18 protein-coding genes are annotated in these 19,933 nt (G+C 70.5%); 8 read left to right on the forward strand and 10 right to left on the reverse strand.

The genetic code is table 11. The annotated features are described in order from the left end of the window. Positions 1 to 329 (forward strand): hypothetical protein (locus DQW50_RS17935; protein WP_157964882.1); only part of this gene is annotated, 329 nt, incomplete at its 5' end. Positions 330 to 357: 28 nt separating this feature from the next. Here the strand turns inward: DQW50_RS17935 and DQW50_RS15580 are convergent. From DQW50_RS15580 to DQW50_RS15590, 3 genes are all read right to left on the reverse strand, one after another. After that, positions 358 to 1,059, reverse strand: coding sequence for a TMEM165/GDT1 family protein (locus tag DQW50_RS15580; RefSeq protein ID WP_112080184.1), 702 nt, complete (start codon positions 1,057 to 1,059; stop codon positions 358 to 360). 138 nt (positions 1,060 to 1,197) lie between these two features. Beyond that, on the reverse strand, positions 1,198 to 1,497 hold the full coding sequence (locus DQW50_RS15585) for a DUF424 domain-containing protein (RefSeq protein ID WP_112080185.1): 300 nt from the start codon (positions 1,495 to 1,497) through the stop codon (positions 1,198 to 1,200). Then, positions 1,498 to 2,388, reverse strand: a complete 891-nt coding sequence (locus tag DQW50_RS15590) for a tetratricopeptide repeat protein (RefSeq protein WP_112080186.1) — start codon at positions 2,386 to 2,388, stop codon at positions 1,498 to 1,500. Positions 2,389 to 2,533: 145 nt separating this feature from the next. Between DQW50_RS15590 and DQW50_RS15595 the strand changes: the two genes are divergently transcribed. The 3 genes from DQW50_RS15595 to thpR all read left to right on the forward strand — a co-directional run bounded on the left by DQW50_RS15595 (position 2,534) and on the right by thpR (position 5,359). After that, positions 2,534 to 3,544 (forward strand): S49 family peptidase, encoded by a 1,011-nt coding sequence (locus DQW50_RS15595; RefSeq protein ID WP_112080187.1) that lies wholly within the window; start codon positions 2,534 to 2,536, stop codon positions 3,542 to 3,544. Further along, positions 3,541 to 4,617, forward strand: a complete 1,077-nt coding sequence (locus DQW50_RS15600; protein WP_112080188.1) for a hypothetical protein — start codon at positions 3,541 to 3,543, stop codon at positions 4,615 to 4,617. Before DQW50_RS15595 ends, DQW50_RS15600 begins: the two co-directional genes overlap by 4 nt. Positions 4,618 to 4,774: 157 nt before the next feature. Further along, a complete protein-coding gene (thpR, locus tag DQW50_RS15605; RefSeq protein WP_112080189.1) occupies positions 4,775 to 5,359 on the forward strand; it encodes an RNA 2',3'-cyclic phosphodiesterase in 585 nt (194 codons plus the stop codon). 15 nt (positions 5,360 to 5,374) lie between these two features. Here thpR and DQW50_RS15610 read toward each other — a convergent pair whose 3' ends face one another. Next, the gene (locus DQW50_RS15610; RefSeq protein WP_112080190.1) at positions 5,375 to 6,700 is read right to left on the reverse strand and encodes a hemolysin family protein; all 1,326 of its coding nucleotides are present in this window, start codon (positions 6,698 to 6,700) and stop codon (positions 5,375 to 5,377) included. Between the two features lie 288 nt (positions 6,701 to 6,988). Between DQW50_RS15610 and serA the strand changes: the two genes are divergently transcribed. The 3 genes from serA to DQW50_RS15625 all read left to right on the forward strand — a co-directional run bounded on the left by serA (position 6,989) and on the right by DQW50_RS15625 (position 12,887). Further along, positions 6,989 to 8,593: a phosphoglycerate dehydrogenase gene (gene serA, locus DQW50_RS15615; RefSeq protein WP_112080191.1), complete on the forward strand. Its 1,605-nt coding sequence runs from the start codon at positions 6,989 to 6,991 to the stop codon at positions 8,591 to 8,593. Between the two features lie 110 nt (positions 8,594 to 8,703). Beyond that, positions 8,704 to 11,304, forward strand: coding sequence for a DNA topoisomerase (locus DQW50_RS15620; RefSeq protein ID WP_112080192.1), 2,601 nt, complete (start codon positions 8,704 to 8,706; stop codon positions 11,302 to 11,304). A 119-nt stretch (positions 11,305 to 11,423) separates the two neighbouring features. Then, a complete protein-coding gene (locus DQW50_RS15625; RefSeq protein ID WP_112080193.1) occupies positions 11,424 to 12,887 on the forward strand; it encodes a PAS domain-containing sensor histidine kinase in 1,464 nt (487 codons plus the stop codon). Between the two features lie 51 nt (positions 12,888 to 12,938). On the opposite strand, the gene DQW50_RS15630 is transcribed toward DQW50_RS15625, so the two are convergent. The 4 genes from DQW50_RS15630 to DQW50_RS15645 form a co-directional block, all read right to left on the reverse strand. Further along, the gene (locus DQW50_RS15630; RefSeq protein ID WP_112080194.1) at positions 12,939 to 13,301 is read right to left on the reverse strand and encodes a DUF192 domain-containing protein; all 363 of its coding nucleotides are present in this window, start codon (positions 13,299 to 13,301) and stop codon (positions 12,939 to 12,941) included. Between the two features lie 55 nt (positions 13,302 to 13,356). Then, on the reverse strand, positions 13,357 to 14,409 hold the full coding sequence (locus DQW50_RS15635) for a succinylglutamate desuccinylase/aspartoacylase family protein (protein WP_157964883.1): 1,053 nt from the start codon (positions 14,407 to 14,409) through the stop codon (positions 13,357 to 13,359). A 171-nt stretch (positions 14,410 to 14,580) separates the two neighbouring features. Next, positions 14,581 to 16,578, reverse strand: coding sequence for a CocE/NonD family hydrolase (locus DQW50_RS15640; RefSeq protein ID WP_157964884.1), 1,998 nt, complete (start codon positions 16,576 to 16,578; stop codon positions 14,581 to 14,583). Further along, on the reverse strand, positions 16,575 to 17,969 hold the full coding sequence (locus tag DQW50_RS15645; RefSeq protein WP_112080197.1) for a M28 family peptidase: 1,395 nt from the start codon (positions 17,967 to 17,969) through the stop codon (positions 16,575 to 16,577). Before DQW50_RS15645 ends, DQW50_RS15640 begins: the two co-directional genes overlap by 4 nt. A 178-nt stretch (positions 17,970 to 18,147) precedes the next feature. On the opposite strand from DQW50_RS15645, the gene DQW50_RS15650 reads away from it, so the two are divergent. Continuing rightward, positions 18,148 to 18,546: a PLD nuclease N-terminal domain-containing protein gene (locus tag DQW50_RS15650; RefSeq protein WP_112080198.1), complete on the forward strand. Its 399-nt coding sequence runs from the start codon at positions 18,148 to 18,150 to the stop codon at positions 18,544 to 18,546. Positions 18,547 to 18,649: 103 nt separating this feature from the next. Here the strand turns inward: DQW50_RS15650 and DQW50_RS15655 are convergent, their stop codons facing one another. Then, complete coding sequence (locus tag DQW50_RS15655) at positions 18,650 to 19,039, reverse strand: DUF6276 family protein (RefSeq protein ID WP_112080199.1); 390 nt, start codon at positions 19,037 to 19,039, stop codon at positions 18,650 to 18,652. 52 nt (positions 19,040 to 19,091) lie between these two features. Next, positions 19,092 to 19,793, reverse strand: coding sequence for a V-type ATP synthase subunit D (locus DQW50_RS15660; RefSeq protein WP_112080200.1), 702 nt, complete (start codon positions 19,791 to 19,793; stop codon positions 19,092 to 19,094). Positions 19,794 to 19,933 lie beyond the last annotated feature (140 nt).

The following is a 19,933-nucleotide window of genomic DNA, read 5'->3' on the forward strand; positions in this document are numbered from 1 at the left end:
GCGCGCCCGCGGTCGCGGCCCCCGCGTCAGCCGTAGCCGTGTGGACCCTCGCCCGGCGCGTCGGCGACGTCGCGGGCTCGCTCGTCGCGCTCGCCTGCCTGCTCGGCGTCGTGGTGGCGCTCGTCGTCGGGGCGGTGGGGCTCCGGGAGGCCGCGCCGGCGAACGTGGCCGCGCTCGGGTTCGTCTCCGGCGTGCTCGCGTTCCTCGTCGGCCCGGTCGGGGACGCGGTCTCCGGGTCGCTGGCGCTCGTCGCCGCCGGGGCGGTCCTGCTCGCCGCGGGACTCGGCGCGGAGCGCGGTCGGCGGGCGGTGCTCGCGCGGATCGGGTGAGCGGCCGACGGCGGAGACGGGAGCGACCTCACACTACGCCGGCGACCGCGTCGACGCCCGTCTCCCACAGCGAGACGCCGAGGAGGACGCTCATGGCGAAGTCGAACGCGAAGAACAGGAACACCACTGCCCCGGCGAAGTGCGCCTTCCGGAGGTCGAACGCGTGCGAGAAGCGGTGGAAGAAGTACGCGTTCGCGACGCTCACGGGGATGATGGCGAGCATCTCGCCGGTCCAGATGGCGGTCGGATACGCGGGGTACTGGGTCGCCAGCGAGATGGTGATAAGCTGCGTCTTGTCGCCGAACTCGCCGAAGGCCATCATCGCGAAGATGGGGAGGAAGCCGCCGAACCGGTTCGGCACCCGCCAGCCGACGAGGGGGACCCGCACGTCGAGTTCGCCGCCGTCGGTCATCGGGTCGGTGCTCGCCTCCGGGTCCGCGGCGTCGGGAGCGGGAGCGCTCCGGAACAGTAGGTACGCGAAGACCACGAACAACACCGCCGTCAGGGCGTCGAGGTAGATCCCCGGCAGGGTCGTGGTGATCGCCCGACCGAACCGGATCTCGAGGACGGTCCAGCCGGCGAAGGCCGCCGCGGCCGCGCTCACGACGACGGCGGGGCGGTACCGCGTCGAGAGCCCGGCGATGAGCAGTTGGACCTTCTCGCCGGGGAGGACCGCGAGCTGTGCGCCGGCGGCGATGAGGACGACGGTCAGCCACGTTGTCTCGGTCATACGTTGCTCGGGGGAGCCGGACCGACCCGTTCCGCCCGGCGAACGCGATCGGCGAACCGACGCCGGGACGGGATGGACGCTCGGTCGACGGTCGAGATTAGATACAGCTAAACAAAAGATTTGGTTCCGCGGATCCCCTCACAACCAGAGCAGTTGGGCGTGTCGGGTTCCGTCGAACTCGAGGACGGCGTCCTCGTCGACGAGGCCGGCCTCGACCGCGACGCCGACCGCCTCCCGGCCGACCAGGTTGCCCACCTGCGCGCGGTGGAGCGCGGCGACGACCGCCTCGGCGTCGGCCTCGACGGCGTCGTCGCCGCCGTAGAACTCCTCGCTCACCGTGAGGCTGGCGTGACCGTTGTCGTAGCTCTCGCCGAGGCAATCGGCGTCACAGACCGAGACGAGCGTTCCCTCGGGCGTCTCTCGCTCGCGGAGCAACATCTAAAAGCCCTCTGGACCCTCCCCCTGAAGCTCGCGTTCCGGTTCGGGGTCACTGCGACCGCCGGGACCGTCCCCGTTGCCGCCACGGCCGCCGGGACCGTCCCGTCCGCCGGGACCGCCCCGTCCTCCCGGGCCGGGTGCGCGGCCGGTCCGTTCCTCGAGCAACTCCTCTTCGGCCTCGCGACGGATCTCCTCGGCGCGGTCGGCGACCTCCTCGGCCTGCTCGTGTTCGCCCGCTTCCTCCAGCGCGCGAGCCTTCTCCTCCAACACGCCGGCGTCGCGGTAGCCGAGGCGGATCGCGTTGTCGAAGCAGTTGACCGCGTCCTCGTGGAGGCCGCGCTCGACGAGCATGAACCCGCGGTTGTACCACGCCTGGGCGAACCGCGGGTCGATCTCGACGGCGCGTTCGGCGTGTTCGAGCGCCTCCTCGCTGCGGCCGAACTCCCAGAGCGCGTACGCGAGGTTCGTCTCGGCGGTCGCGGCGTGCTCGGAGTCGTCGTCGATGCGCAACGCCTCCTCGTAGGCGCCGATCGCCTCGTCGAACTCCTCGAGCTCCGCGTGGGCCGCGCCCTTGTTCACCCACGCCTCCTGTGCCTCCAGCGAGTCCTCCTCGGCGAACCGGGCGGCGCGCTCGAACGTCTCGGTCGCCTCCTCGAACCGGTTGATCGCCATGTAGGAGAGCCCGACGTCTATCAGCCGATCGACGTCGACGGCGTCGCTCTCGACGTTCCGGCGGTCGAGCACGTCGGTGAGCACCCGGGAGTCGACCGGGTCGACCGTGGTCGGGTCGGCGTCGAGCTCCTCGGGGTCGAGGGTGAACTCCTCGTAGTCGGCGTCGACGCCCTGGCCCGCGGAGAACTCGTGGCGGTCCGCGTCGCGCTCGTCGGTCATATACCGGGATCTGTCGGTCACGGCGGGTAAGCGTTACGTCGGCGGGACGGACGAAGCACGTGGAAAGGTACCACGAGGCAGACTAAAACGGCCGTTTTGCCCATCCGGAGCGTTATGTTATCCACCCGAATCGATCCACCCGCTAATGTCAACCGACAAGCTCTCCACGGCCATCACGCCGCGACGACAGGTCGCGGCCGTCGTGTTGGCCGCCGCGGTGCTCGGGGTGGTGGTCGCGCCGAGCGTGTACGCGGCGACCAACGAGACGACCGACACGGTGGCGGTGGTCGAGATCGACGGGCCCGTGAACACGGCCCTCGCCGACGACGTCGAAAGCGAACTCGCATCGATACGCGGCAACGACTCCGTCGGGGCCGTCGTCCTGAAGATCGACACGCCCGGCGGCGCGCCCGTCGCGTCCGAACGCATGTACAAGGCGGTCCAGCGCACGAGCCAGCAGATGCCGGTGATCGCGAGCGTCCAGTCGATGAGCGCCTCCGGCGGCTACTACGCGATGGCCCCCGCCGACGACATCTACGTGCTACCGACCTCGCAGGTCGGGAGTATCGGGCTGAACGCCCCCAGCCCAGGGACGAGTCCACCCGTCTCGGGACCGAGCGGCCCGGACAAGGCCGGTGGGAACGAGATACAGGGGTGGGCCGAACAGCAGACGCTCGCCGACACGTTCGTCGACGCGATGATGGCCGAACGCGGCGACGAGTTCGAGATGCCCCGCGAGGAGGTCGCACAGGCGGACGTCTACCTCGGCACCGAGGCCGTTCGGAACGGCTTCGCCGACGAGATCGGCTCGCTCAACGAGGCGGTCCACGAGGCCGCGACCCGTGCCGATCTCGGTGACTATCGGGTCGACACCCGCGAGACCGGCCCGGAGCGTGGGTTCCCGATCCTGCTCCGGACCGACGCGCAGGTCGTCGCGGTGTACGCCAACGACCCGGGCTACGGCGACGTCGAGCCGATGCCCTCCACGTACGTCCACGTCGATGCGGTCCCGCACGTCGACACGGTAGAGCGGTTCTCCGGGAGCGATCTCGAGGCCGGTGAATCGACCGCCGACGGGAGCGGAACCGGTCCCGCAGGCAACGACACGGCAACGGGGGACACCGCGGGCTCCCTGAACGGGGGTGTCTCGGCGTGAACCGGATCGCCGTCCTCGCAGCCGCGTTCCTCGTGACGTTCGCGACGATCGCCGGCAGCGCGGCGATCGCCGGCTACGCGACCGCCGACAGCACAGCCCCCGCACCGGAGATCGAGAACGAGCACTACCAGTCGGCGGATCTAATACACGAGGACGACCCGGGCGAGGCGAACGTGACGATGGAAAGCGACGCGGACCAGCAGACGGTCGTCATCGACCCCGGCGTGGAGCCGACCGGCGGCCTCCCGGCCGGCCCGCTGGGACTCATCGGGTTCGGCGGCCCCGACGTCACGGACCGCGACGTTCGGCCGCTGGCGAACGCCCTCATCGAGAACGGTCACGACGTCAGGGTCTACACGCCCGACCCGAACGGGCAGCAACGTCCGACCCGAACGGGCGAGGACGGCCCCACCCAGCTCGGCGAGGACCTCGCCGAGGCCGACGCGTTCGTCACGTTCCGGACCGACTACGACGAGGACCAGCTCTCGGAGATAGAGACGTTCGCGGAGGAGGACGGCCGGGTCCTGCTGGCGACCGAGCCCGACGCCACGTTCGAGGAGCCCGGGGCGGCGGCGCTCGATGCCACCCTCGGGACCACCACCGAGCCGGGGTACGTGTACAACATGGACGAGAACGACCTGAACTACCAGCGGGTGTACGCGGAGCCGACCGGCGACTCCGCGCTGACCGAAGGGGTCGACCGCGCGATGTTCTCGACGGCGACCCCCGTCGGGACGGTCGCCGAGGACGGCGACGAGTTCCGCCCGATCGACGGCAGCGAGCTGTCGACGACGCGGTCGGCGACCGACGCGCCCCTCCTGGTCCGTGACGGTGGCGTCGTCGCGGTGGGCGACGGCGACTTCCTCTCGCCGGAGAACGCCCAGCGCGCCGACAACGACGTCCTGATCGGCAACCTGGCGGACTTCCTCGTGGAGAACGACCGCGACCCGGAGACGCAGCCGCCCGAGACGCCACCCGAGGAGCCCACCGAGCCGACCCAGCCGCCGACGGAGCCGAACGAACCGCCGACGGAGCCGACGGAGCCGGACGAACCGACAAACGAGACGGCCTGACGAACGGGACGACCTGACGGACGGGACGGCCCTCGGGAGTCGCGGCCGTGTCGCTCTCCTGATCGGCGGCGACTCGGAGACCCTGACCCGAGGGTGACCCGACGACGACGGCCGGCGAAACGTATGACTGCTCGGCGACCGAACCGTACGGGTATCCATGTCGTCGTCTCCGTCCTCGGTTCGAGCGTTCTTCGCCGTCGAGTTACCCGACGACCTCGCGGAGCCGATCGCCGACGTCCAGTCGTCCCTCGAGGGGGCGGCGGGGATCCGGCCCACCGACCCGACGCAAGCGCACCTCACCCTGAAGTTCCTCGGCGACGTCGCCGCCCCGGACCTCGACGACGTACGCACTGCGGGCGAGCGCGCGGTCGACCGCGCCGGCGTCGCCCCCTTCGACTGCGCGCTCGAGGGGCTCGGCGTCTTCCCGTCGCTCGAGTACGTCTCGGTCGTCTGGGTCGGGGTCGACGACGGGACGGCCGAGCTGACGCGGCTCCACGAGGCGCTGGAGGCGGAGACGACCGCGCTCGGGTTCGACCCCGAGGACCACGCGTTCACCCCGCACGTCACCGTCGCGCGGATGGACGACGGGCGGGGGAAAGAGCTGGTTCGGCGGGTCGTGAGCGAGGAACGCCCCGAACTCGGGAGGTTCACCGTCGAGGAGGTCGCCCTGATCGAGTCGACGCTGACCGACGAGGGGCCGATCTACGAGCCGATCGGGCGGTTCGCGCTGGACGACGGCTGATCCGCTGGCGGCGGGTCAGGCGTGATCGTCACGGTCGTCCGTCGCCGGGGGCCCGGCCTCGGCCGTCGCGTCGCCGCCGGGTGCGCTGTCGGGCCCGACGGGCGGATACTCGATCCGGACCCGCGTGACCCGCGTCGGGGTCGCGCCGGTGACGACGAGCGTGACGTCGCCGACCACGACGCGGTCGCCCTCCTCGGGAAGCCGGCCGACGCGTTCCGTGATCAGCCCGGCGACGGTCTGGAACCCGGCGTCGGTCGGGAGGTCGAGCCGGAGCACCTCGTTGAGGTACGCGACGGTGGTCCAGCCGCGCGCGACCGTGACGCCCGGCTCGATGACGTCGACGTGGTCGGTCTCGCGGCGTCCGACGAGTTCGCCGACCACCTCCTCGACGACGTCCTCCAGGGTCGCGAGCCCGACGACTGCGCCGAACTCGTCGACGACGATGACCATGCGCGCCCCCGTCTCGCGCATCTCGGCGAACAGCTCGTCGACCGGCTTCGTCTCGGGGACGAACGTCGGCTGTACGAGGACGCTCGCGAGGTCCTCGCCCGTCTCGTCGGCGCGGATCGCGTCGCGAACGTCCACTATCCCCACCACGTCGTCGCGGTTCTCGCCGTAGACGGGCAGCCGCGTGAGGTGTTCCACTGCGGCCGTCGAGACGACCTCGCGCGGCGTCGTCGTGTCAGGGACCGCGACCATGTCCGTGCGGGGGATCATCACCGCGGTGACGCGGGTGGCTCCGAGGTCGAGGACGCCGCGGATCATCGCGCCCTCGTCGGCGTCGAGCGCGCCCGTCTCCTCGCCGGAGAGCACGAGCGTCTGGATCTCCTCGCGGCTCAGGTACGACTCGATGGCGGTGTCGCCGCCGACGACCCGGGTGACGACCCCGCTCGCAGTCTCGAAGACGTAGAGGACCGGCCTGAGGAGCCGCTGGACCGCGACGACCGGCCGGGCGACCCGGAGCGCGTGTCGCTCCGCGTTCGCGACCGCGTACGACTTCGGCGCGATCTCGCCGAAGACGATGACGAAAAAGGAGGTGAAGACGGTCGACCCCGTCGCAGCCTGGCCCGCCGGGAGGTACTGGACGAGCACCGCGGTCGCGACGGAGGCGGCCGCGATGTTCGCGACGTTGTTGCTCACGAGCGCGGTGACGAGGAACCGGTGCGGGTTCTCCCGGAGCGACGAGAGCGCCGCGCTCCCGGGGACCGCGTCGGCGACGAGCGCGTCGACGCGGTGTTTCGCGACCGAGAACACGGCGAGTTCCGAACTCGAGAAGAAGGCGCTGATCCCGGTCAGTGCGAGGATCGCTCCAATCCCGAGAAACGAGAGCGTGAGGTCCATACGCCCACATGCGCGTCGACCCGAAAGGGTGTATCGGCGAAAGAGTGTATCGGCGAAAGGGTGTATCGGCGTCGCCCCGATCGTCGGCACGGGTCGGTACTCCACCGACCGAACGAGGCCACGACCGCCGGTTCGCGACGATACGCATGAACGAGCAGTTTCCACCCGAAACGGAGGGGGTTGGTGACCACGATCTCGGATCGGAAACAGCAGCTAGGCGGTGTTTTTGGACCGGAAAAACGGAGCGATGAAGAAAGCGTTAACACCGCGCCGGGGGTCGATACGGACATGAAGGTACTCGTCACGGACCCGATCGCCGACTCGGGCCTCCGACGGCTCCGGGAGGCCGGCCACGAGGTGGAGACGGACTACGACGTCGAGGGCGAGGCGCTTTTGGACGCCGTCCGCGACGCCAACGCCCTGATCGTGCGGTCCGGGACCGCGGTCACGGAGGCCGTCTTCGAGGCTGCGAGCGAGCTCGTCATCGTCGGTCGCGCCGGCATCGGCGTCGACAACATCGACATCGACGCCGCGACCGACCACGGCGTCATCGTCGCCAACGCGCCCGAGGGGAACGTCCGGGCGGCCGCCGAACACACGGTCGCGATGACGTTCGCGGTCGCGCGTTCGATCCCGCAGGCACACGGGCGGCTGAAGGGCGGCGAGTGGGCGAAAGGCGAGTTCCTCGGCACGGAGCTCAACAACAAGACCCTCGGGATCGTCGGGCTCGGGCGCGTCGGCCAGGAGGTCGCGAAGCGGCTCGACTCGCTCGGGATGGACATCGTCGTCTACGACCCGTACATCTCCGAGGAGCGCGCGGCGCAGTTCGGCGCCGACCTCGTCGACGACCTCCACGAAACGCTCTCCCGCGCGGACGTGGCGACGGTCCACACCCCCCTCCTCCCCGAGACCGAGGGCATGATCGGCGAGGACGAGCTCGCCCAGCTGGAGGGCGGCTACCTGATCAACTGCGCCCGTGGCGGCATCGTCGACGAGGACGCGCTCGCGGCCGCCGTCGACGACGGCGTTATCGCGGGGGCCGCGCTCGACTCGTTCGCCGAGGAGCCGCTGCCCGACGACTCGCCGCTCCTCGACGTCGAGGACGTCGTCGTCACCCCGCATCTGGGCGCGTCGACGGAGGCCGCCCAGGAGAACGTCGCCGTCGACACCGCCGAGGCCGTGATCGCGGCGTTCGACGGCGAGCCGGTGCTCACCGCGCTCAACGCGCCGTCGGTCGACGAGACCGCGTTCCCGCGGATCGAGCCGTACATCGCCGTCGCCGAGACCGCCGGCAAGGTCGCTGCCCAGCTGCTCGACGGCCGGATCACGGGCGTCGAGGTGACCTACGAGGGCGACATCGCCGCCGAGGACGTCGAACTCGTCACGGCGTCGGCGCTGAAGGGCGTCTTCGAGCCGCTCGAGTGGCAGGTGAACGCGGTCAACGCCCCGCGGCTCGCCGAGGAGCGCGGCATCGAAGTCACGGAGTCGAAGACCCGCCAGACCGAGGACTTCCAGAGCGTCGTGCGGGTCGCCGTTCACAACGGCGACGACTCCATCGCCGTCGAGGGGACCCTGTTCGCGGGCGAGGACCCGCGGATCGTCCGTATCGACGGCTTCCGGGTCGACGCCGTCCCCTACGGCCACATGCTCGTCGCACGCAACACCGACGAGCCGGGCGTCATCGGGCTCATCGGCACCGCCCTCGGCGACCACGACGTCAACATCGCGGGGATGTTCAACGCGCGTGAGACCCAGGGCGGCCAGGCACTGACCGTGTACAACCTCGATCAGCCGCTCCCCGAGGGGGCGATCGAGACCCTCCTCGCCGACGACCGGATCGTCGAGGTGACCGAGATCACCCTCGACGGCGCCGACGAACGGCACGCGGAGTAGCGACGAACGGCACGCGGAGTAGCGACGAACGGCCACGTCGACTCGCGTGCGGACAGTTCTCACGGCACGTCGCGAAAACTTTAGACGGGGGAACGGCCTACCTCGGGGCAATGAGTCGCGGCCCCGAACTGATAATCACGGAGAAGGACAACGCCGCCCGGCGGATCGCCGAGATCCTGAGCGGCGGCTCCGCGACGGCGGAGCGGAAGAACGACGTCAACGTGTACAAGTGGGGCGGCAAGCGGTGTATCGGGCTGTCGGGCCACGTCGTCGGCGTGGACTTCCCGCCGGAGTACAGCGACTGGCGCGACGTCGAGCCCGTCGAGTTGATCGACGCGCCGGTCCGGAAGACCCCGACCCAGGAGGGGATCGTGAGCGCGCTCCGGACGCTCGCGCGGAACGCCTCGCGGGTCACCGTCGCCACCGACTACGACCGCGAGGGGGAGCTGATCGGCAAGGAGGCCTACGAGCTGGTTCGCGAGGTGAACGAGGACGCGCCGATCGACCGCGTCAGGTTCTCCTCGATCACTGAAAACGAGGTGAAGGCGGCGTTCGCGGACCCCGACGACCTCGACTTCGATCTGGCGGCCGCCGGCGAGGCCCGCCAGGTGATCGACCTGACGTGGGGGGCGGCGCTCACGCGCTTCCTCTCGCTTTCGGCCCGCCAGCTCGGCAACGACTTCATCTCGGTCGGCCGGGTCCAGGGGCCGACGCTCAAGCTGATCGTCGACCGCGAGCGCGAGATCCGCGCGTTCGACCCGGAGGCGTACTGGGAGCTGTTCGGCGACCTCTCGAAGGCCGGCGGCGACCCCTTCGAGGCGCAGTACTTCTTCGAGAACGACGCCGGCAACGAGGCCGAACGCGTCTGGGACGGGGGCGTCGCCGACACGCTCACCGAGGCGCTCGCGGCCGCGGACGACGTGGTCGTCGACGACGTCCGCCGGCGGACGCGGACGGACGAGCCGCCGACCCCGTTCAACACGACCGCGTACATCCGGGCGGCGGGGTCGCTCGGCTACTCCGCCCAGCGGGCGATGTCGATCGCCGAGGAGCTGTACACCGCCGGCTACGTCACCTACCCGCGGACCGACAACACGGTGTATCCCGACGACCTCGACCCCCGCGAACTGCTCGAGGAGCTGTCGGGCGACGCGGCGTTCGGCGACGACGCAGCGAGCCTCCTCGAACGCGAGGACGGCGACATCGAGCCGACCGAGGGCGACGAGGAGACCACCGACCACCCGCCGATCCACCCGACCGGGGACCTCCCCGGCGCGTCCGACCTCTCCGACGACGAGCGGGAGGTATACGAGCTGATCGTCCGGCGCTTCCTCGCGACCTGCGCGCCGGCCGCCGAGTGGGAGCGGCTGCGCGTCGTCGCGCTCGCGAACGGCGAGGCGACGGCGATCGCGGACGAGGCCGACCCGTTCGCTGCGCTCCGGACCCCCGAGGACGCGGAGGGAACCCCGGAGCTGGCCGCCGACGGCGGGCTCCGGCTGAAGGCGAACGGCAAGCGGCTGCTCGAGGCCGGCTACCACGAGGTGTACCCCTACCGCTCCAGCGACGAGCGGATCGTCCCGGACGTCGAGGTCGGCGAGACCCTGGCGCTCTCTGGTCGGCGGACGGATGCCAAGGAGACCCAGCCGCCCCGCCGGTACGGGCAGTCGCGGCTGATAGAGGAGATGGAGAAACGCGGCGTGGGGACGAAGGCGACCAGACACCGGACCCTCGAGAAGCTGTACGACCGCGGCTACGTCGAGGGCGACCCGCCGCGGCCGACCCGGCTGGCCGAGTCGGTCGTCGAGGCTGCGGAGGGGTTCGCGGAACACGTCGTGAGCGAGGAGATGACCGCCCAGCTCGAACGCGACATGCAGGCGATCTCCGCGGGCGAGAAGGGGTACGACGAGGTGACTGCCGCCTCCCGAGAGCTGCTCGACCGCGTCTTCGAGGACCTCACCGAGTCGCGCGAGGCGATCGGCGACCAGCTCCAGGAGTCGCTGAAGGCGGACAAGACGCTCGGCCCGTGTCCGGAGTGCGGCTCGGACCTCCTCGTCAGGCAGTCGCGGGCGGGCTCGTACTTCGTCGGCTGTGACGGCTACCCCGACTGCGAGTACACCCTCCCGCTACCCTCGACCGGGAAGCCGCTCATCCTCGAGGAGCGCTGTGAGGACCACGACCTCCACCACGTGAAGATGCTCGCGGGACGGAAGACGTTCGTCCACGGCTGCCCCCGCTGCAAGGCGGACGAGGCCGACGAGGCCGAAGACGAGGTGATCGGCGCGTGTCCCGACTGCGGGACGGAACACGGCGGGGAGCTCGCGATAAAGCGGCTCCGCTCCGGCTCCCGACTGGTCGGCTGTACGCGATACCCCGACTGCGACTACTCGCTGCCGTTACCCCGCCGCGGCGAGATCGAGGTGACGGCGGAGACCTGCGAGGAACACGACCTCCCGCACCTCCGGGTCCACTCCGGCGACGAGCCGTGGGAACTCGGCTGTCCGATCTGTAACTACCGGGAGTTCCGCGCGCGCGAGGAGGGGTCGGAGCTCCAGACCGTCGAAGGGATCGGCGAGAAGACCGCCGAGAAGCTCGAGGGGGCCGGGATAACCGGCGTCGACGAACTCAAATCGGCCGACCCCGACGACCTCGCCGGAAGCGTCGACGGCGTTGGGCCCGACACCGTCCGCGACTGGCAGGCGAAGGCGGACTGATCGGGGCGGTCGAAGCCGACGGCGGCGGATCCGGCGAGAACGACCGGAAACCGGCGTGTCGAACCGGCTGTCCCGGCGAACACGTATATGCGTCCGAGGACGTACACGTTGACGAACCGATGTCCCACGAGAACGACGGCGGCCGGTCGAACGTCGAGGGGACGACGGACGGCGACCCCGTCGCGATCGTCCGGTCGTTCGTCGAAGCGATCCCGGCTGCGGCGTTCGCCTGCGACACGGACACGCTCGCGATACGCGCCGCCAACGACGCCGCCGCCAGCCTCCTCGGTCGGGAGCGTTCGGCGCTCACCCTCGTCGGGCTTCCGGACCTCGTCGAATCCGGGACGACCACGGCGGGCGACCGCCTTCGCGAGACGTTCGCGGGGTTCGATACGGGACGGGCCGACGGGGAGCCCGTCGTCGCGGAGGTCGACGTCGTCGCGACCGAGGGGACACGGCGACTCGAACTCCGGGCGCACACGACGGCGCTCGCCGGACGGGAGTGGCTTATCACGGTCGCGACCGACGTCACGGCTCGGGTACGCGCCGAACGGGAAGGGACGGCGCGGTCCCGGACCCTCGATGCCGTCGCGTCGGCGGTCCCGATGGCGCTGTTCCGGTGTGACGCCGGGGGAACGATCCGCCGATGGAACGGGCAGGCGATCGAGGACGGCGGATACGACGCTGCGGGCCTCTCCGGGCTCGACCTCGTCGACCTGTTCGACGGTACCGATCGGTCGGTCGTCGCCGAAAGCCTGACACGCGTGTACGAGTCGGGAACCGTCGCCGAGTGCGAGCCGACGCTCGTGACGCGCTCCGGCGAGGAGGTTCCCTACCGGTTGACGATCGGGCCGGTGACGGACGGCGAGACGGTCGTCGGCGCGGTCGTGCTCGGGGAGGACCTGACGAACGAGGCCGTCCGCGAGGAACGGCTCGCGGTGTTGACCCGCGTGCTCAGACACAACTTCCGGAACGAACTCAACGTCGTGAGCGGGTTCTCGGAGGTAGCCCGGAGCGCGGTCGATGACCCCGAGGTGGCGGCACAGCTCGACCGCGTGGTCGAGACGGCGGACCGGCTGCTCCGCCTCGGCGAGACCGCCCGGGCGGTCGAGCGGTTCCTCGCCGAGCGACCGGAGCCCGAGCCGCTCCCGCTGGCGTGGGTAGTGTCGTCCGCACTCGAATCGCTTCCCGTACGGCTCCGCGAGTCCGCCGACGTCGACGTCGACGTCCCGCCCGGGGTCACCGTCTCCGGGGTCGACCGGCTGCCGGACGCGGTCGCCGAGCTCCTCGACAACGCGATCCGCCACGACGACGCCGACCGGCCGAGCGTTCGCGTCTCGGCAGTGGAGCTCCCGAGCGAGTCGTGGGTCTCGCTCGTCGTCGTCGACGACGGCCCGGGGATACCCCCCGCCGAACGCGCCGTGCTCACCGGCGAGGAGACGCCGTTGAAACACACGAGCGGTCTCGGGCTGTGGTACGTCCACTGGGTCGTCACGGCCGGCGGCGGCCACCTGGACATCACGGAGAACACTGACGGCGGGAGCCGGATCGAGCTCAACCTCCGGATTCCGGAGGAGAGGTGACGCCGGCGTGGCTCCGGCGACACCGGCGACGCGCCACGGCCGACAGCGGACTCACTCCCCGAGGACGACCTCGTCGCCGACCGCGATCCCGTCGGCCGCCCCCGCGGGCAGCTCGAGGACGGTATCCGCCTCCCCGCGGGCGAGCCCGACGAACGGCGCGAGCCGCTCCACCCTCGTCACCTCCCGGTCGACGAGCCAGACCGCGTCTATCGCGAACGGGACGAAGAGCATGTGGAGCCACCGCGTCCCCACGTCCTCGAAGGGGAAGACGAGCGCGTAGTCGTCGGGGATCGACCGGCGGAACATCAGCCCACGCGCCTGCGTGAACCACGAGCGCGCGACGTCGACGTCGCTCGCGAGGGTCCGTTCGTCGGTCGAGGCCGGATCTCGCTCGGGCCGGTGGACGAGTCGCACGTGGACCCCGTCGGCGTCGGTCGACAAATAGCCCGGTGGGTCGGGGCGTGGCCTACTACGACGACTCGATCAAGAGCGGGTCGTCGTCCGGGACCGCCATGTCGAAGAGCGCGTCGTTCTCGTAGACCGCGGCGCGCTCGTGGCGGCTGAGGACGTAGCCGTCGCGCTCGGCGGCGACCTCTGTCTTCACCTCGCCGTGGGCGTCGACGACCTCGGCGACGACCTCGCCCGCCTCGACGAACTCGCCCTCCGTCGCCCGGTAGCGGACGATCCCCGCGACGTCCGTGTGCGGGCCGTCGAACCGGCGGAGCTGGCCGTCGGTGTCGAACTCGAACTCCGGGTGCCGGTCGGCGGGTTCCTCGACCATCTCGAGCGCGTGGAGGACGTTCCACACGCCGTCGACGGCCGCCTCGGCGACGTCGCGTTCGACGACGAGCCGGCCGCCGAGCTCCGGGGTGAACGCGGGAATGCCGTCGGCGACGGCTGACCCGGTGAGCGAGTGCTGGAGGTCGCGTGTCTCGGTCTCGCCCGGCGGATACTGGTTGACGACCGGCATGCCGAACGCCTCGGTCAGCTCGACGAGCCGGTCGCGGAGGACCGCCGCGTCGGACACGCTCCGGTCCTCGCCGTAGGGCACCCGCGGCTGGATCGTGTACGGGTGCGTCGCCACCCACGCGGTGTGTAACGCGAGGATCGCGTCGGCGGTCTCGCGTATGTCCTCGTAGATCCGCTCGCAGACCACCTGCTGGACGCGCGGCGGTGACTCCGAGCCGTCGTCGTCGCGGCCGAAGTAGCGGTTCGGGTCGTCCCCGTGGTAGTAGGCAGCCCGCGAGTTGGTCCGGAACCCCGCGGGGTTCATCACCGGGAGACAGACGACCGCGCCCGCGAGCTCGGCGACGTCGACCCGATCGGCGACGTCGTGGGTCACGGCCATCCCGGTCGGTTCGTCGCCGTGGATCGTCCCCGTCACCCACACGACCGGACCGGGTTCCGCGCCGTTGAGGACCGTCACCGGGAGGTCCTCGGACCCGCCGACGGGGAGCTCCGTGACCGTCCGGTAGCCGGTCGCCGCCTCGCCCGGGTCGGCGTCGGCCGTGCCAACCTTCATCGGTTCCTCCCGCCGGTTCGTACGCGTCCGTCGTCTCGCGAACGTCGGTCGCCTCGCGGACATCCGTCGTCTCGGCGTGTCATCACGCGAGATCCGAGTGGCCCCGACGACATCAGTCTACGTGCTCCGGCGACCGGGAAGGAACGTGACGCGTCGGGTGTCGGGACCCCGTCATCGGGTCCACTCGCCCTCGTACAGGGTCGCTCCCTCGTGTGAGACCACCGTCCGGACGCGATCGCCGGACCGCGAGATCCGGCTCGTCGCCACGATCACGAACGACCCGAGGTCGTTTTCGACCGTCAGCCGTAGTTCGTTTCGCGCCGATATCGACGCCGGATCCGACTCGTCGACGGTCGCCTCGTGTCTCGACTCGGAGACGAACGTTCCGTGCGGGAGGTCGACGCGCTTCTCGCCCGACTTGACCGCCCGGACCCGCCCCGCGACGTGCGCCCGCGAGGTCTCCCACTCGGCCGAGCCGACCGCGCGCTCCGCGTGGGCAGGGATCCGGTCCTCGTCCGGTTTCGCCATCGGGACGGCGTCCACGAAGGAGGGGTCGGCCTCCTCGTGACGACGGCCGGGAACGGCGAGAATCGACGGACTCGTCGGACCCGAACGGATGATGAGGGTGTCCTGACCCCCCGCACCGTCCGGGCGGGGGAGGGCGGCAACCTCGGGGAAGAGCGCGCTCCCGACCGCGAGTCGGATCCGGTGGCCCGCCTCGAAGAGGTGGGAGGCGGGCTCAAACGGGACCGAGAGCGTCGTCACCTCGTCCGTTGGCAGGGGTTCCCGAGCGCCGAGTCCGGCCCGGAAGCGTCCGCGGAGGGCCCCCGAAGCGACCGTTCGACCCCGACCGCGGGGGTCGACGTCGACCAGTCGGGCGACGATCGTAGGGTCCGGGACGGGCGAGTCGACGCGGAGCGTGACCTCGCCGGTTCCCGTGACCTCCACCGGCCGGTCGAGCGGACCGGTGTCGAACGTCAGAGTGCGAGCGTCGTCGTCGTTCGTGATCGGCGGAGCGATCGCGGCACCGTACGGGTCGACCGACGCGAGCCCGACCGTCGGGTCGGGCTCGCAGGTGAACGCGACCGGCTCGGTGAACGCGTCTAGGTCGCCGACCGCGGGACCGACGAGCCCCGCCGGGGAGAGCGCGAGTTCGACCCGATTCGCGTCCGGATCGTCGAGCGTCGGCCACGTGTCCAGCCCGCGCCAGCATCCCGCACCCGTCCCGCCGCCGTCGCGCTCGGTCCAGATCCGGTATTCGGGCCGATCGAGCACGCCGGTCTTCCCGTCGCACAGGAACCGGTCGAACCAATCGGCGACCCGTCGGCGGAAGTCGATCGCCGACTCGCGACCGCGGTGCGGCATTCGGTGTCGCCACGGACCGAGGAGGACTCGCGTTGGCGCGTCTATCCGGTCGACGTACCGGAGCGTGTCCTCGGTGTAGGGGTCACGCCAGCCGTCGACGGCGAGGACGGGGACGTCGATCCGCTCGACGGGGATCGTCTTGTCCGCCCAGTACTCGCCGTCGGGACCGGCCTCCAGGAACTGGAACAGCCACGGCTCCCGGTCGTCCAGCCGGTCGAGTCGCTCCAGCCACGCGTCGAGGGACGCGGGATCGCCGAACGGGTCGGAGGGGGGTTTCGCGTCGAGCGCCTGCATCAGGGTGAGCCAGTCCATCCCGATCGTGAGGAACTCGAAGAGCCCCCCGTAGGTGTACGCGTTCCTGACTCCCTCGAAGGGGGTGTGGATCGGGACGATGGCGTCGAGCGCGTCCGGGCGCTGTGCGGCGGCGTCGAGCGCGGTTATCCCGCCGTAGGACTTCCCGAACATCCCGACCCGACCCGTCGTCCACGGGCGGTCGGCCAGCCATTCGACGATGGCGGCCGGCTCCCGGCCCTCGCGGCGCGTGAACGGCTCGTCGATGAGTCCCGTCGACCCGCCCGTCCCGACCATGTCGGCGACGACCACCTCGTAGCCGCGGGCGGCGAGATACCGGTTGAGCGGGTCGTACGCGCCGTAGGTGATGCTGTCCTGTTGTGGATACGGGACGTACGTGAGGAGCGCCGGCGAGGGTCCCGACTCGTCGACGGGTTCGTAGCGGGTTGCCGCGACGGTCTCGTCGCCGACCGGGATCCGCAGGCCCTCGTGGCGGGCGGTCCGCCCGGTCACGCCAACTCGTCCGCCCAGGGCCACGGGCGCTCCTCGCCCCACGGCCACGAGTCCGTCGCCTTCATGCCGACGTCGTGGCCCTCCTCTATCGTCTCCGCTTTCACCGCCTCCGGATCGCGCCCCTCGATCTCGCGGTCCGCCTCGGCCAGCTTCGCGACGCCGGCCGCACACAACACCGTCAGCTCGCGGAGGTCCCGGATGTCGAGCTTGTCGAGGGTGTCGCCGTGGGTGTGTCCCCACCCCCGGCCGCTCCCGTCGGCGGTCGACCGGCCCTGCCCGCCAGCGACGCCGCGCTGGACGAACGGCCAGTGGTCGCTGTGCGGCCGGAGCCCGTCCTCCACGACGATCGGCACGTCGAACTCGTCTTCGACCTCCTCGAACGCCTCGCCGAGCCCCGACGCCCCGTGCGGGTAGATCTCGAGGTTCCGCGAGTAACCCGCGCCGTCCACGTTGAGCACGCACTTCACGTCGTCGAGGTCGTGGGTGTGCGACCAGTAGTAGGAGCCGTACAGCCCGGTCTCCTCGGCCCCGAAGACGACGAGCCGCACGCGCGTCTCGAGCTCGTCCTCGATCGACGCGAGCACGCGGCCGACGCCGACGGCCAGCGCCGAGCCGAACCCGTTGTCGTTCGCGCCGACGCCGACGTCGTGGGCGTCGACGTGGGCGGTGTACAGCACCTCCTCGTCGGTGTCGGGGCCGACGACCGCCTCGACGTTCGCGGAGGTCGCCGGCTCGTTTCGCGCCTCCACCGAGAGCGTCGCCTCGATGCCGCCGTCGCCCGCCACCTCGTCGCAGTGTCGCGTCAGCCGGCTCCCGAGCTCCTTGCTCAGTCCGACCGCCGGGATCGGCCCCGGCCCGTTCGTGTGGTTGATGGAGCCAGTCGGCGGGAGCGCTCCCTCGATGTGGTTGTAAAACAGGAAGCCCTCCGCACCCGACTCGGACGCGTAGTCGTACTTCTCGCTGCGGTGAACCCACCGGCCGTAGTCGTCGGGCGTGATACTCGACGCCATCGCGATACACCCCGAGAGGTCGACGTCCTCGAAGTCCTCGGGGAGGCCGTACCCCATGTCGACGATCTCGCCTGTCACCTCGCCCGAGGGCGTCCCCGGGAGCTCGACGAGCTCGTGGCTGCCGTCGAAGACGTGGCTCCGTCCCCGATGGTCGAGGCGCAGGGACGCCTCCCCGCGCCACCAGCCGGGGATCGGGAACTCCGTGACTGCGACCTCGGAGAGCCCGGCGTCCTCGAAGGCGTCGGCCACGAGCGACGCGCCCACGGCCTCGCCCTCGTGGCCGGGCATCCGGTCGCCGAGGTCCGAGAGATCGGCGAGAAGCTCCCAGGCGGTCGAATCAGTGTACGCGTCACCGACGGTCTCGGACGGTAGGGTCGTCATACGCTCGGATACAGGCGCTTCCAGTATATGATTACCCGGGGACGACGGGGGGATTGCCGGGAGATCGCGGTCGGCGTCCGACCCGCACGCCGGATCGACCCCGGGAAGCACCCGGATCGACCCCGGGAAGCACCCGGATCGACCCGGGAAGTTATATCGATCGCGCCGAAGCGGGCGTATGGAACCCTTCCTCGCTGCGATCCTGATCGGACTCCCGATCGCGTGGCTCGCCGCGTTCGCGGTGTACGCCTACCTCGACGCGCCGAAACACGGGATGAACCCGCGCAAGTGGGCAGCACTCTCGTTTTTCCTCCCGCTTTTCGGGTTCTTCGCGTACCTCTTCGAGCGCGAGGAGCGCGACTACGACCCCGAGGAGGACCCCTACGCACAGGGGGCGACCTTCGCGATCCACGAGTCCAGACGCGGCGAGGAACTGCTCGACCCCGGCGGAACGGGAGTCCACGGCGATGACGGGAGCGGGACGAAAGACGGGAGTACGACTGCGAAAGAAGGCGAGAGAGCTGACGGAAGCGACTCGGACGACGAGTGGAACGACCCGCCGGGCGTCGACCTCTGAGGTCGGGGAGGGGGTGACCGACCGACGCGAGGGCGTACCGACCTGACCACACGGCGAGGGCGTGCCGACCTGACCACACGGCGAGGGCGTGCCGGCCGGCGTCTCAAAGCAGGTCCAGAAGTGCCGTCCGGCGGCGGTCGAGGTCGAACGCTGCGTCTGGGGCGTCGAGCCGGTCGAGAAAGGCGAAGACGTCGGCCCCCTCGCGTTCGGCGTGCGCGACGAGCGCCTCTATCGACGCGCGAGAGAGCGCGAACGACTCCAGATGCCCACAGAGAAGCGCCAACGCGATCCCGGCGTCGCCGCCGGGAAACGCCGGATCGACCGCGGAGAGGTCGGGCGGGTCCGCCGGGACCGCCTCGATCCCGGCGTCGACGGCGGGGACGACCCGCAGACACCGCGTACAGATCGCCGCCCCGTCGGCGGGGGCGTGCTCGCGGAGGTCCGAGGGGACGGCGAAGGCGACGACGGACGAGGAACAGTGTGGACAGGCCATCTGTGTCGAAACGAGAGAGAAACTGGATACGTGAACCGGCGCGGCGCGTGCCTCAGTCGGCCGCTTCGGGCTCCTCTACCGCGACAGCCTCGGCCGCCGCCTCGGCTTCAGCCTCCGCTTTCGCCTCCTCCTCTTCCTTCTTCGCTTTGATCTTCTTCAGCCGGAAGATCTCCTCGCGCTCCTGTTCCTCGAGCTTCTGTTCGATGTACTCCTGGTTCTCGTAGAGCTGGGGGAGGAGGGTGAACTCGAGTGCGTTGACGCGACGCTTCGTCGTCTCGATCTCCTCCAGCATCTTCTTCATCGCGGTCTCGACCTCGGCCGCGAGGATGACCGACTCGAGGAGCTCCTCGTAGGCGTCGGCCGCCTCGTCGATCCGCGCGGAGGAGCCGAGCAGGCCGTACCCGCGCTCGTCGAGGCTCTTTCTCACCTTCGAGGACTCGATCTGTGGGACGACGACGCCCATGATGTTCTTCGACTGGGTGGTGATCTCGGGGTGCTCTTTCAGCGCCGCGGCCGCGCCGCGGACCGCGACGTCGCCCTCCATCGCGCGGGCCATGTCGATCTTGCGCTGGGCGGTCTCGTAGTCCTCGGCCACCTCCGACCGGACGTCCTGGGCCTGATCGAGGATGTCCATGAACTCCATGATGAGGCCGTCACGCTTCTGTTCGAGCGTGTCGTGGCCCCGCTCGGAGAGCTCGATCCGGTCTTCGATCGCCATCAGGTTCTTCCGGGTCGGTTTGACGTCCTTTGCCATCTTGTGGGAAGGTAGTGAATCGAGCCTGTTAACCTTTTACTGATCGCTCAGGAACGCCGGGTCGGGAGCTGGCGACACGCGATGTACGACGCGATCCACGGCGGGCGACACGCGATGTACGACGCGATCCACGGCGGGCG

Origin of the sequence: Halorubrum sp. 48-1-W, from assembly GCF_003287355.1 — an archaeon.
Taxonomy (GTDB): domain Archaea; phylum Halobacteriota; class Halobacteria; order Halobacteriales; family Haloferacaceae; genus Halorubrum.

Coding starts and splice junctions, on each gene's coding strand:
- DQW50_RS15620 (WP_112080192.1), top strand. CDS start 8,704: ATGAGTCGCGGCCCCGAACTGATAATCACGGAGAAGGACAACGCCGCC.
- DQW50_RS15655 (WP_112080199.1), bottom strand. CDS start 19,039: ATGGCCTGTCCACACTGTTCCTCGTCCGTCGTCGCCTTCGCCGTCCCC.
- DQW50_RS15580 (WP_112080184.1), bottom strand. CDS start 1,059: ATGACCGAGACAACGTGGCTGACCGTCGTCCTCATCGCCGCCGGCGCA.
- DQW50_RS15610 (WP_112080190.1), bottom strand. CDS start 6,700: ATGGACCTCACGCTCTCGTTTCTCGGGATTGGAGCGATCCTCGCACTG.
- DQW50_RS15595 (WP_112080187.1), top strand. CDS start 2,534: ATGTCAACCGACAAGCTCTCCACGGCCATCACGCCGCGACGACAGGTC.
- DQW50_RS15635 (WP_157964883.1), bottom strand. CDS start 14,409: ATGAAGGTTGGCACGGCCGACGCCGACCCGGGCGAGGCGGCGACCGGC.
- DQW50_RS15650 (WP_112080198.1), top strand. CDS start 18,148: ATGGAACCCTTCCTCGCTGCGATCCTGATCGGACTCCCGATCGCGTGG.
- thpR (WP_112080189.1), top strand. CDS start 4,775: ATGTCGTCGTCTCCGTCCTCGGTTCGAGCGTTCTTCGCCGTCGAGTTA.
- DQW50_RS15645 (WP_112080197.1), bottom strand. CDS start 17,969: ATGACGACCCTACCGTCCGAGACCGTCGGTGACGCGTACACTGATTCG.
- serA (WP_112080191.1), top strand. CDS start 6,989: ATGAAGGTACTCGTCACGGACCCGATCGCCGACTCGGGCCTCCGACGG.
- DQW50_RS15625 (WP_112080193.1), top strand. CDS start 11,424: ATGTCCCACGAGAACGACGGCGGCCGGTCGAACGTCGAGGGGACGACG.
- DQW50_RS15660 (WP_112080200.1), bottom strand. CDS start 19,793: ATGGCAAAGGACGTCAAACCGACCCGGAAGAACCTGATGGCGATCGAA.
- DQW50_RS15590 (WP_112080186.1), bottom strand. CDS start 2,388: ATGACCGACGAGCGCGACGCGGACCGCCACGAGTTCTCCGCGGGCCAG.
- DQW50_RS15585 (WP_112080185.1), bottom strand. CDS start 1,497: ATGTTGCTCCGCGAGCGAGAGACGCCCGAGGGAACGCTCGTCTCGGTC.